The sequence below is a fragment of the Bacteroides sp. LFL-34 genome (genome assembly GCF_027257075.1).
Lineage (GTDB): Bacteria > Bacteroidota > Bacteroidia > Bacteroidales > Bacteroidaceae > Bacteroides > Bacteroides ovatus.
Genome location: NZ_JAPQKZ010000010.1, coordinates 147641 through 160742, shown reverse-complemented (window position 1 = coordinate 160742; position 13102 = coordinate 147641). Strand labels below are relative to the sequence as shown.

The window sequence follows — 13102 nt, the reverse complement described above, 5'->3', positions numbered from 1 at the left end:
AAAGGACCGAATAGGGACTTAGACTTGACTTCTATTGCCGCTGATGGTTTTCCTTTTGCTTTCCTTTCAATATCAATTCAAAGATAAATATTTTGATGCTGCAAATCTAAGGTTGCCGCTAGGGCGATCCCCGAGCGAAGAGTTTTTGTTATTTAATGAAAGTTTACAGCCCGAAGTCTTGCACTTATAAGAGAAGATACATAATTTTGCAAAATATCTAAAATGACAACTTATACAGGAATTACAAAGGGACAAGTAAACTTATTTAGGTTTTAAAAAATATTGAGTAAACGAACTTAGGTATAACAAGCGAAGTTGTCAACTAAATCCAGTACAGTACAGTTTCAAGTAATGAAACGAAGTGTTTCACACCGAGAAACAAAATGTTTCGCTACTTGAAACTAAGTGTTTACCTATATGAACAAGCCATTATCTGCATAGATTCTGCAAATAACTACATACTTTCGATGGATTTACTATATCCTTATAAACTTCAGGTTTAACCTATCAACCAAATCAAGACGAGACAGGGTGAGAGTAACTGTTTACCCTCACCCTACTCTCACTCTTACCCTCACACCTGTAACTATGATGAATAAGCGGTTTGAGTCAATGGGTGAGAGTGCGAGGGTAAAAAGCATCTCCAAACTTTTTCTGAATCTTTAAGGTGCAGAAATTCTCTGAAGTAATCAGCAGACCGATAAACTTAATCCATTCTGCCTGCCTAAGGGGAGGATACATAAATAGGAATGATTTCGGAGAAAATGCAATAAAAAAAGAAAGAATATCTCCAAAGATACTTATCTTTGCCCCGCAATGTCAATCTTCAGACACCGAAAATTATTTATTCATTTAAAAGATACACGAATAAAGATGAAATCTCCTATTTCAATCCTCACATGGCTATGTCTTCTCTTCCTGGCTAGTTGTATATCCAACAAGAAGACTTCTCTCGAGGCTTTCAAACAGGATGTCTATACACCTGAATACGCAACCGGATTCAAGATTCTGGGTGCGGACAATACCGCCAGCACACTTATTCAGGTTTCCAACCCATGGCAGGGAGCCAAGGACGTGAAAATGTCTTATTTCATTTCCCGCAACGGTGAACAAGCGCCTGCCGGATTTACCGGTCCTACGATTCCTGCCGGAGCAAAACGTATCGTATGTATGGCTTCTTCCTACATCGCCATGTTCGACGCTCTAGGTCAAGTGGACAAAATTGTCGGAGTATCGGGCATCGACTATGTATCCAATCCATATATTCTCGCACATAAAAATTCTATCAAGGACATGGGCCCCGAAATGAATTATGAGTTATTATTGGGACTGAAACCGGATGTTGTCCTGTTATACGGTATCGGAGATGCGCAAACTGCCGTAACAGACAAACTGAAAGAACTGTATATACCTTATATGTATGTAGGAGAATATTTGGAGGAATCGCCGCTTGGTAAAGCCGAATGGCTGGTAGCTCTTGCCGAATTAACAGACAGCAGGGAAAAAGGCATCGAAATATTCCGTGAAATCCCTAAACGTTATCAAGTTTTGAAAGCGCTCACCGAATCGGTAGAACAACGTCCTACCGTTATGCTCAATACCCCGTGGAACGACAGTTGGGTGATGCCTTCCACACAAAGTTACATGGCACAATTGGTAACTGATGCGGGTGCGGATTACATCTACCAAGAAAACAAGTCTAACAGTTCCACTCCCATCGGACTGGAAACAGCTTACAAACTGATACAAAAGGCCGACTACTGGATTAATGTAGGCATGGCTTCTACGTTGGATGAACTAAAGACGGTCAATCCTAAATTTGTAGACGCCAAAGCTGTACGCGAAAAAACTGTTTACAACAATAATTTACGAACAACACCGACAGGAGGTAATGACTACTGGGAATCTGCAGTGGTACGTCCCGACGTCGTATTGCGTGACCTGATTCATATCTTTCACCCCGAACTCGTATCCGATTCACTTTACTATTACAGACATCTGGAATGAAACAGCCTGATAAACGCACTCCCTTTTTATTCATTACACTGGGTATAGTTGCCATACTGTTATTACTGATAGACATGGCAACGGGAGATACATATATTCCTATCACCAAGGTATGGGCTGTACTCACCGGAGGCGAATGTGACGAAATGACACGGAATATTCTCCTTTCTATCCGTTTCATACGGGTAGTGGTAGCGGCTTTAATAGGAATAGCACTCTCCGTTAGCGGTTTACAGATGCAAATAGTATTCCAGAATCCATTAGCAGACCCTTACCTGTTGGGAGTAAGTTCCGGTGCAGGACTGGGCGTAGCTCTGTTCATACTAGGTGCTCCATTACTTGGATGGGCGGAGTTTCCAATTCTTCAGTCGCTGGGTATCGTTGGCTCGGGCTGGGTAGGAACTGCCGTAATCTTATTGGGAGTAGCCATTATCAGCCGGAAAGTAAAAAACATTCTCGGTGTATTGATTATGGGAGTTATGATAGGCTACGTAGCAGGCGCTATCATTCAGATACTCCAATACCTAAGTTCTGCCGAACAACTGAAAATGTTCACACTCTGGTCAATGGGATCTCTTAGCCACATCACAGTCACCCAACTGGGAATTATGATACCGATGTTATGTATCGGTTTACTAATTTCCGTAGCCTGTATCAAATCGCTGAACCTGTTACTGCTCGGTGAAAATTATGCACGAACGATGGGAATGAACATTAAACGTTCACGCACGTTCATCTTCGTTTCTACCGCACTGCTGACAGGAACGGTCACCGCTTTCTGTGGTCCGGTAGGATTTATCGGCCTGGCAGTACCGCATGTCACACGACTGCTATTCAACAATGCCGACCACCGGATACTGGTCCCCGGCACCATGCTGACAGGGCTTATCAGCATGCTTCTCTGCGACATCATCGCCAAGAAGTTCCTACTTCCGGTTAACTGCATCACCGCCTTACTAGGTGTTCCGGTTATTTTATGGGTAATTGCTAAAAACTTGCGTAGATTCAAATGATAGAACTTAAAGAACTGACATTAGGATATGGACAGCGCACGCTGTTGGAAACGGTAAATGCCCGAATCACAGGCGGACAACTCGTTGCCCTGTTAGGACGTAACGGAACGGGAAAGAGCACCCTGCTCCGTGCTATGATGGGGCTGGAAAAGCCTCAATCAGGAGAGATTACTCTGCAAGGAAAAAACATAGCATCATTGAAACCGGAAAAATTAGCCCGGAATATAAGCTTTGTCACCACCGATAAAGTACGTATCGCTAATCTCCGCTGTAAAGATGTAGTAGCCTTAGGGCGTGCTCCCTATACCAACTGGATCGGCCAACTGCAACCGGAAGACCAAAAGCGGGTGGATGACGCTATGCAGCTAGTCGGTATGTCCGGTTATGCAGAAAAGACAATGGATAAAATGTCCGATGGCGAATGTCAGCGAATCATGATTGCCCGTGCTCTTGCACAGGATACTCCCGTCATCCTGCTTGATGAACCGACCGCCTTCCTGGACTTACCTAACCGCTACGAGCTCTGTTTGCTTTTAAAGAAACTGGCACAGGAAGAAAAAAAATGTGTCTTATTCTCCACTCATGACCTCGACATCGCCTTATCGCTTTGCGACTCCATCATGCTCATAGATAATCCGCAGATGTACACGCTGCCTACTCCGGAAATGGTGGCTAGCGGACATATAGAAAGACTTTTCCGAAATGAATCCGTCACGTTTGATGTGCAGGAGATGAGAGTACGCATCAAATAAACAAACAGATATCCGACAAGAATCAGACTGTGTATAAAATAAATAGGTAGCATTCATTTGGGTTCCTATATAAATTCGCTATCTTTGCCCCGAATTGGTTTCAGATAGCCATATCAACTATCTGAATTAAAAGGGAATCGGGTGTAAATCCCGGACAGTCCCGCTGCTGTGAAACTCCATTCAACTTCTTGATATTTACTTTTACCACTGACCAGGTATCGATAGTCAAGGTCGGGAAGGCATCAGGAAGGGAGTCAGTCAGAAGACCTGCCATTCATACCTTTATAGTTGTTTTTACTCGTGGGATAGGAAAACGGCAGACTGTAAAAAAAGAATCGAGTAGTCATGACATCGGAAATGATTGAAGGAGGATAAATTCTCTCTAGCTAAAATATCAAAAGGACGGCATTAGACCGTCATGCTCAATGTGTGCGTATCCCCGCAGAAGTGATTTCTCCGGGGTTACTTTTAGCTAAACTAAATATCATCATATAATAATCACAATGGAAGTTCTAAGAAATTTATTTGAAGGTTACCCCAATCTTTGGGGCGGCGGAGTGGCACACTCCGTACTGATTCTGTCACTAACCATAGCGTTTGGAATCATCCTTGCAAAAATCAAAGTGCGGGGAGTATCTCTGGGAGTTACCTGGATACTCTTTGTCGGAATCGTATTCGGCCATTTCAACATGAATCTGGACGAACACCTGCTCCACTTTCTAAAAGAATTCGGATTGATTCTGTTTGTTTACTCAATTGGTTTGCAGGTAGGACCCGGCTTTTTTTCAGCATTCAAAAAGGGGGGCTTTACCCTGAATATGCTAGCTATGCTCGTAGTAGTATTAGGAGTAACCATTACTATTATCCTGCACTTCACCACCGGAACTCCGATTACCACAATGGTAGGTATTTTGTCCGGAGCCGTCACCAATACTCCGGGACTGGGAGCCGCACAACAGGCCAACAGTGATTTGAATGGCATAGATGCTCCCGAAATTGCTTTAGGATATGCAGTCAGCTATCCGCTGGGTGTAGTAGGTATCATCCTTTCCCTGCTTGCTTTGAAATATCTCCTTCGCATCAATACTGCTCAAGAAGAAAAAGAAGCAGAAGTCGGTCTGGGACATCTCCAGGAACTTACCGTACGCCCTATCTCCATTGAAGTGAGAAACGAATCGGTAGACGGCATCAGGATTAAAGAACTCCGCCCGTTACTGAACCGTAAGTTTGTCATTTCCCGCATCAAACACCGCGAGGGTGGAGAAACCGAATTGGTCAATTCCGAAACAATTCTACATGTAGGGGATATCATATTAGTGATCTCTACCCCGATTGACGTGGAAGCAATCACTATATTCTTCGGAAAGGAAATCAAAATGGAATGGGAACAACTGAACAAAGAGCTCATTTCACGCCGTATCCTGATTACTAAACCGGAATTGAACGGGAAAACGCTTTCACAACTCAAAATCAGAAATAACTTCGGAGCAAACATCACCCGCGTCAATCGTTCGGGAGTAGACTTGGTAGCCTCTCCACAATTACAGTTACAAATGGGAGACCGTGTCACCATTGTAGGTTCCGAACTGGCTGTTGCCCATGCAGAGAAAGTACTTGGCAACTCCATGAAACGCTTAAATCATCCGAACCTGATTCCTATCTTTATAGGTATCGCTTTAGGATGTATTCTGGGAAGTCTTCCTTTCGCATTTCCCGGAATTCCGCAACCTGTGAAACTAGGATTGGCAGGCGGTCCGCTCATCGTTTCTATCCTGATTAGCCGTTTCGGTCCGAAATACAAGCTGATTACTTATACCACCATGAGTGCCAACCTGATGCTTCGTGAAATCGGTATTTCCATCTTCCTCGCTTGCGTAGGTTTAGGAGCAGGCGAAGGCTTTGTAGACACAGTCATTCATGGCGGAGGATATATATGGGTAGGCTACGGAGTAATCATAACCATCCTGCCACTTCTGATTACGGGATTGATAGGACGGTATTATTGCAAGCTGAATTATTTCACGCTTATCGGAGTTCTGGCTGGTTCTACCACCAATCCGCCGGCATTGGCTTACTCCAATGACCTGACCTCCTGTGATGCGCCTGCCGTCGGCTACGCTACGGTGTATCCGCTCACCATGTTTCTGCGAGTATTGACGGCACAAATATTGATTCTGTCGTTGGGATAACATATTAATATATCCTTTTCCATCCAATTGATTACTAACAAATGGAGAGAATAGGATCAGATGCCGGAATATTTGTTATTGGTCAATGGGATATTTTTTTAGAATAAAACAAACTAATTAATAAAAACTTTCTAACTTTGTGCCGTTAAGGTTTCCTTGAACAACTTTTGCGTTGTAAAGGAATGAAAAGGGAATGCCGTGTAAACCGGCAACAGTACCTGCTGCTGTAAATCTCCGCTCCTTGTAATCAAAGAGCAAAATTGCAACACAAAAGTCACTGGATAGTTTATCTGGGAAGGCGTTGCAAAATGGGATGAGTCAGAAGACCTGCCTTGATGCTCTGATTTACACCTGCGGGATTTCGGGTAGTAGTCAAATAGAAAATAAGCAATTATCTTTTATTTGGTATAATAGCTATATGTCCGTTTGTGTAGATTGAATTCAGATCTGAACAAACGGATTTTTTATACCTATAAAATAAAAGACATGCTTTCTATTCAAGTCCATTCATACAATAAGCATTATATCCATTTACGGTGGATATTATGTTTGATTCTATCTCTATTTACCACATTACCGGCCATTTCCCAGTCCAGGGTTCGGCATCAGACTTCTCTGTCTGATACACTTCTCAAACTCAAAGAAGTTACTATCTACAGCAACCGGATGCAAAAAAAGATGTCTCCTGTACAGATTCTGTCCGGCAAAGAACTTGAGAAGCTCAATGTTTACTCCGTTGCTGATGCTTTGCGCTACTTTTCCGGAGTACAGATAAAAGATTACGGAGGTATTGGAGGACTAAAAACCGTCAATATACGAAGTATGGGCAGTCATCATGTCGGAGTATTTTACGATGGTATTGAATTAGGAAATGCGCAAAATGGAGTCGTCGATCTAGGCCGTTTTTCATTAGATAATATGGAAGTCATTTCACTATATAATGGTCAAAAAAGTGCCATCTTCCAACCTGCCAAAGATTATAGTTCCGCAAGTGCCATATATATGCAGACACGAAAACCCCTATTCAAAGGGGAAAAGAAAAACAATCTGAACATCGGGGTGAAAGGCGGTTCATTCTCTACCATCAATCCGTCACTACTTTGGGAACATCGTTTCAACGAACGAATAAGCAGTTCCATCAGTACGGAGTATATGTATACATCAGGACGATATAAATTCACATACGCCAAGAAAGATGGTTACGACACAACAGCTGTTCGTCAAAATGGAGACGTAAGAATGTTACGTTTGGAGAATGCATTCTTCGGAAAAGTCCCCAAAGGAGAATGGAAAGCCAAAGCATACCTATACAATTCGGAACGGGGATACCCCGGAGCTGCGGTAAGAGAAGAACCGGGTAAGTTTCGCCATCAGGACCGGCAGTGGGATACCAATCTGTTTGTGCAAGGCTCTTTTCAAAACTATTTTAAGCCTTGGTACAGTCTGCTAGCCAACGGAAAATATGCTTATGACTATCTCCACTATTTATCCGATCCCAGACTGGATGTCACCACCATGTACGTAGACAATCACTACCGACAGCAAGAAATCTATGCTTCGGCCGCCCATTTATTCACCATCTATCCCTGGTGGAGAATGTCATTATCCAACGATTTTCAATGGAATGCATTACGGGCCGATCTCATAGATTTTGTCTATCCAACCCGTAATACAATCCTGACTTCTGCTGCCACGTCCTTTGACTTCAACCGCCTCATGTTGCAGGCGAGCCTGTTATATACTCATGTCGATGACAATACACGTACCAAAGGAGCCAATGCAGGCACCAAAAACAAATACACTCCGTCTGTCATAGCCACCTGGCAACCATTGACCAAGCTCCCTCTGAATGTACGGGCCTTTTATAAGAAAGTCTTTCGCATGCCAACTCTCAATGATTTGTATTATACTTTTATAGGCAATAAGGACTTAAAACCAGAATATACCACCCAATACGATGTGGGTATCACTTTCTCTCACACCTGGAATAACCATTGGCTGAAAAGCCTGGACTTACAAATAGATGGTTACTATAATGAAGTAGATGATAAAATCATTGCCATGCCTACCTCCAACCAGTTCCGTTGGACTATGATTAATCTCGGACATGTGGAAATTCGGGGATTAGACGCAGCCATACGAGGAGAATGGGGCTTCGGAAAGGTGGAACTTAGCACTCTCTTCAATTACACCTATCAAAAGGCACAGGATTTTACCGATCCTACCAGTGAATGGTATGGAGGCCAGATTCCTTATATACCTTGGCATGGAGGTTCCATCATCCTCAATGGAAGTTACCAAACATGGTCCTGTAACTATAGTTTCATTTATACAGGTGAACGTTATGAAGCAGTCGCCAATATCCCGGAGAACTACGCACAGCCCTGGTATACCCACGATTTTTCCCTATCCAAAACTTTTCAATGGGGGAAAACGGGAATACGTGTAACGGCAGAAATTAATAATATCTTCAATCAGCAATATGAAGTAGTGCAATGCTATCCTATGCCCGGTACAAGTTTTAAAATCAAATTAAACGTCATGTTATGAGAATATCTGTTCTATCCATCATTATCTGTTTTGTTCTTCTATCGACTTCTTGTCGCGAAGATGAACGCATTATTCCGTCAACTCCCAACCAAGTTACTCCCGGAGTAAGCGGTACCTCTGTCAAAGGTTTCTTTCTACTCAATGAAGGAAATATGGGAAGCAACAAGGCTACCCTTGATTACTTTGATTACGAAACCGGTATCTATCATAAGAATATCTATGCGGAACGGAACCCGGGAGTCGTACAAGAATTGGGGGATGTGGGAAATGATATCCAAATCTATGGAAATAAGTTATATGCCATCATCAACTGTTCTCATTTCGTAGAAGTGATGAATGTAGAAACAGCAAAACACATCACGCAAATTTCCATACCTAATTGCCGTTATATCGTCTTTAAAGATAAATATGCATACGTCAGTTCGTATGCAGGCCCTGTCAAAATAGATCCCAACGCCAGACTGGGGTATGTAGCACGTGTTGACACTACCACACTGACTGTCAAAGATACCTGTGTGGTCGGCTACCAGCCGGAAGAAATGGTGATTGTGGGCAACAAACTCTATGTAGCCAACTCCGGCGGGTATCGCGTACCTAATTATGACCGCACGGTATCCGTCATCGACTTGAACACATTCAAAGTTATCAAAACCATTGATGTGGGAATCAATTTGCATAGAATGGAATTAGACCAATACGGAAATATTTATGTCTCATCCCGGGGAGATTATTATGACACTTACTCCGAAACATTTGTAATAGATTCCAATACCGATAAAGTAATCGAAGAATTACCGCTTCTTCCCAATACAGAAATGGCTATTTGCAGAGATTCACTGTATGTATACAGTACAGAATGGAGTTATTACACCAACAGTTGGACAGTCTCTTACGCCATCTATAATACAAAAACAAAGAAAACTGATACCCGCAATTTTATTACAGATGGTACGGAAAAATCTATCAAGATACCTTATGGAATAGCAATCAATCCGGAAACAGGTGAATTCTTCGTCACCGATGCCAAAGACTATGTGACTCCCGGCACATTATACTGTTTCTCCCGGGATGGAAAAAAGAAATGGTCAGTCATCACGGGGGACATTCCGGCACATATTGCCTTTACAGATAAGAAACTAAAAGAGATTCAATAATTCACAATTCTATTAATAATTAAAAACAAAAGCAATGAAGAAAATTCTATTTTTACTGCTCACTGTCGTTACAGTATGCAGTTGCTACAATGACGATGATCTCTGGGATAAAGTCAATGATCTCGACGGACGAGTAGAAACACTAGAAACAACAGTCAAGAAAATGAACTCTGAAATTACAACTTTACAGAGTTTGGTAGACGCATTAAATCAAGGGAAAGTAATCACCAACACGGAACAGACATCTGATGGCTACACATTAACTTTCAGTGATGGAAGCACCGTATCTATCAAAAATGGAAAGAATGGTACAGATGCTCCTGTGATTGGAGTGAAAGCTGACGAAGACGGAATATATTACTGGACCATTACTACCAACGGTACTACAGAATGGCTGCCGGATGCAACTAACAAGTTAAAAGTGACAGGTACAACTCCAGTTATGGGAGTTGACAGTGACGGATACTGGACCGTTGATACAGGCGAAGGAGCCAAACGTATTAACGGAACAGACGGAAAACCTGTGAAAGCGGAAGGACAAGACGGAGACTCTTTCTTCAAATCTGTTACAGTTAATGACAATCATGTACTAGTTACTCTTGCAGATGGAACGTCGTTCACATTGCCCAAAGGGGAAACATATACATTTGACATTGCCAATAGGGATTATACCTTGTTCTCGTCTAATGAAACAAGGACGTATCTTCTTACAACTGCCAATATAGACGACGCAACATTAATTGCTATTCCGCAAGGATGGACAGCGGTTCTTAATGATAAAGACTTAAGAATCACAGCTCCGGCAGTTTCAGGTGATGATGTCAAAGATGGTGAACTTAAAATACTTGTCACTCCGTCCAAAGCTTTCGGTAAAGTAATAAAAATGCAATTAAGAGCAGTGCGTGAAGCACACTTCTTGACATTCGAGGATGTTGATTATAAAGGTGATGCTAACATGGTAGGAGAAAGAAACTGGTCATCATTAATTGACAGCCAACAATATGGTGGCCCACTACTTTATCCTAAGAATAACCAACTCTATAACTGGAGTGATGCAAACAACACTTTTCTTGCTTCCGAACTTCCTAACGGATGGGGTGATTACCAATACTGGGGTGGCGGACACGCAATTTCCAATTATCTGGATATGGATCTTACTCATGGAGACTTCCAGCACCAACTAGCCGTTTATTATCAGGATGCAAAAACTGGTTTTGGAGGACATAATGGTTCCAAAAACTTCTGCGTACATTACGGCTATGCAGACAATTCCGGATATGCCAACGGTCCATTACCCTATATTTACTTTGGAGACGGAGTTGCTCGTGTAGTTGACCATATGTATGTGACTATGACGACCTACCTAGCCAACTGTGTGGCCAACGGTAACGGTTTGACCGCACCCGCAGGCAAAGATGATTGGGTGAAACTGGTTGCTATCGGTTATGATGAAGATGGAAAAGAAGTAGCTACACGTCCGGAATTTTATTTGGTTGGAGCCGAGGGTAATATACTTGAATGGACAAAATGGGATTTATCCGCATTAGGCAAAGTGGTCAAAATAGACTTTAATGTCACTGGAAGTAATGATAACGGATATGGTTTCAGCCAACCTGCCTATTTTGCTTATGATGATGTAGCAGTGAGATTCTAATGAAACATATTATACTTTTTTTATTTGTTCTGTTAGCATTAATATCATGCGTGAAAGAAGAGGAGGACTCTCCTCTTCTTTCCGCTCCTGTCATTACCTTGAAAGAAGAATCCCCCATCTATAAAACAAAAATTGGTCGGGAGATAACCATCGCTCCTGTTTATGAAAATACCGATTCGGAAACGACCTTTAACTGGACAATAGATGGAAAGAGTATCTGTACCACTTCCACCCTGACATTTTCAGCCGATGAAGCAGGCAGGTATTTCATTCTGATTTCTGCCACCAATGCCGGAGGGACAACAGAAAAGGAGATACGTATCGATGTCTTTCAACTTGATGTACCGACTATCTCTATTGCGGATGCCGACAAAGGTTTCAAAGTGCTTCAAGGCTCTGAACTAACCATTACACCTATAGTAGATTCTTTTCTGGAAACCAGTTACTCCTGGCAAATAAACGGTGAAGATATTTCGAACGAATTAACCTGTACTCTCCCCACAATCGAGCTTGGCGAATATCAAGTTCGTTTTGCTACTCACAATGAAGATGGCGATGACGAAGTAACTTTCAAAGTAGAAGTTTGTTCACCGGATCAAGTAGATTTCAACTGGACATTCCTGCAAACGGAATATAACATGTCAGCCGGCAGAACTATCCGTATCAAACCGGTTGACGTGAATAATGCACTGGATGCAGTCTATACATGGACCGTGGACAATGAACAAGTGCAATCCGGAGAAAATGATACTTATCTGTTTACATCCGAGCAGCAGGGAGAACACACGGTAAAGGTCGAAATGAAGAACTCATATATACTCGCTACGCAAACATTAAAAGTCAATGTTTGCCCTCCCGCAGGAACATACCAGCGGAAGATTAGCGCCACAAGTTCTGCGTCAATGAACAAAGTATATGAATATTTACCGGCTCCCGGTCAATTCATCAATGAGAATCATAACACAACAACTATGGCAGAAGCCTGCACCTATGCAGAAGAACGAATCAATCAGACGGCTTATGTTTCCCTAGGCGGATTCGGTGGATACATCATCGTTGGATTCGATCATAGTATCGTGAATGATGGAGATTACAACATTGCTATTACAGGAAACGCTTTTGATGGTTCGTCAGAACCGGGAATTGTATGGGTAATGCAGGACGAAAATGGTGATGGGTTACCTAATGACACTTGGTATGAATTGCGCGGATCCGAATATGGGAAAGCCGAAACCTGGCAGGACTATGCCGTCACCTATCATAAACCAACTGGTATTCAGCTTCCCACCCCATGGACAGACAATCATGGTCAAAGTGGGTCTATTGATTATCTGGGTGCTTTTCACCGGCAAGATTATTATTATCCCGCCTGGGTAAAGGAAAAACAATATACTTTGCGAGGTACTCGCCTGAAAGAGCGTAATTACGATCAATCCGGTAATGGTACTTATTGGGTAAATGATAGTTATGAATGGGGATATGCTGATAATTTCAGCGCCATTGATCGTCTGACAGATGATGACAACTATAATGCCGGACCGTCTGACAATCATTTCAAGATATCCCATGCTGTAACTTTCGACGGTAAGGATGCAAACCTGAAGTACGTTGATTTTATCAAAGTACAAGTGGGTGTTAATAGTAAAAGCGGTTGGTTGGGTGAAATATCCACTGAAGTTTTTGGAATAAAGGATTTCAACATGCTCAAATAATTGATAGAATATACATAAGAGATTCTTTTCCCTATTAAATATAGAGATAAAAATTACCATTTGGTAATTTT

Annotated in this window: 8 protein-coding genes and 2 riboswitches; all 8 genes read left to right on the top strand. The window is 42.3% G+C overall.

The window, feature by feature from the left end:
• The first annotated feature begins 873 nt into the window (after positions 1-873).
• The 8 genes from N5O98_RS08480 (at position 874) to N5O98_RS08445 (ending at position 13031) form a co-directional block, all read left to right on the top strand.
• Positions 874-2007 (top strand): ABC transporter substrate-binding protein, encoded by a 1134-nt coding sequence (locus N5O98_RS08480; RefSeq protein ID WP_004312392.1) that lies wholly within the window; start codon positions 874-876, stop codon positions 2005-2007.
• On the top strand, positions 2004-3020 hold the full coding sequence (locus tag N5O98_RS08475; RefSeq protein WP_022199254.1) for a FecCD family ABC transporter permease: 1017 nt from the start codon (positions 2004-2006) through the stop codon (positions 3018-3020). Before N5O98_RS08480 ends, N5O98_RS08475 begins: the two co-directional genes overlap by 4 nt.
• Entirely contained in the window at positions 3017-3772 is a 756-nt protein-coding gene (locus N5O98_RS08470; RefSeq protein ID WP_004299412.1) for an ABC transporter ATP-binding protein, read from the top strand. Before N5O98_RS08475 ends, N5O98_RS08470 begins: the two co-directional genes overlap by 4 nt.
• Before the next feature lie 78 nt (positions 3773-3850).
• A riboswitch (cobalamin riboswitch) is annotated at positions 3851-4061 on the top strand.
• Between the two features lie 214 nt (positions 4062-4275).
• Entirely contained in the window at positions 4276-5961 is a 1686-nt protein-coding gene (locus N5O98_RS08465; protein WP_004312390.1) for a putative transporter, read from the top strand.
• 131 nt (positions 5962-6092) lie between these two features.
• Positions 6093-6310, top strand: a riboswitch (cobalamin riboswitch).
• A gap of 137 nt (positions 6311-6447) precedes the next feature.
• Positions 6448-8511 carry a TonB-dependent receptor gene (locus N5O98_RS08460; protein WP_022199253.1) on the top strand — a complete coding sequence of 688 codons (2064 nt, stop codon included), beginning with the start codon at positions 6448-6450 and terminating at the stop codon, positions 8509-8511.
• Positions 8508-9665, top strand: coding sequence for a DUF5074 domain-containing protein (locus tag N5O98_RS08455; protein ID WP_004312388.1), 1158 nt, complete (start codon positions 8508-8510; stop codon positions 9663-9665). Before N5O98_RS08460 ends, N5O98_RS08455 begins: the two co-directional genes overlap by 4 nt.
• Before the next feature lie 34 nt (positions 9666-9699).
• The gene (locus N5O98_RS08450; RefSeq protein ID WP_004312387.1) at positions 9700-11319 is read left to right on the top strand and encodes a PL29 family lyase N-terminal domain-containing protein; all 1620 of its coding nucleotides are present in this window, start codon (positions 9700-9702) and stop codon (positions 11317-11319) included.
• A complete protein-coding gene (locus N5O98_RS08445) occupies positions 11319-13031 on the top strand; it encodes a PKD-like domain-containing protein (RefSeq protein WP_004312386.1) in 1713 nt (570 codons plus the stop codon). The genes N5O98_RS08450 and N5O98_RS08445 overlap by 1 nt, the downstream gene beginning before the upstream one ends.
• Positions 13032-13102: the final 71 nt, after the last annotated feature.

What these genes read in the sequence shown, in the direction of transcription:
- N5O98_RS08480 (WP_004312392.1), top strand. Translation starts at nt 874, where the DNA reads ATGAAATCTCCTATTTCAATCCTCACATGGCTATGTCTTCTCTTCCTG.
- N5O98_RS08475 (WP_022199254.1), top strand. Translation starts at nt 2,004, where the DNA reads ATGAAACAGCCTGATAAACGCACTCCCTTTTTATTCATTACACTGGGT.
- N5O98_RS08470 (WP_004299412.1), top strand. Translation starts at nt 3,017, where the DNA reads ATGATAGAACTTAAAGAACTGACATTAGGATATGGACAGCGCACGCTG.
- N5O98_RS08465 (WP_004312390.1), top strand. Translation starts at nt 4,276, where the DNA reads ATGGAAGTTCTAAGAAATTTATTTGAAGGTTACCCCAATCTTTGGGGC.
- N5O98_RS08460 (WP_022199253.1), top strand. Translation starts at nt 6,448, where the DNA reads ATGCTTTCTATTCAAGTCCATTCATACAATAAGCATTATATCCATTTA.
- N5O98_RS08455 (WP_004312388.1), top strand. Translation starts at nt 8,508, where the DNA reads ATGAGAATATCTGTTCTATCCATCATTATCTGTTTTGTTCTTCTATCG.
- N5O98_RS08450 (WP_004312387.1), top strand. Translation starts at nt 9,700, where the DNA reads ATGAAGAAAATTCTATTTTTACTGCTCACTGTCGTTACAGTATGCAGT.
- N5O98_RS08445 (WP_004312386.1), top strand. Translation starts at nt 11,319, where the DNA reads ATGAAACATATTATACTTTTTTTATTTGTTCTGTTAGCATTAATATCA.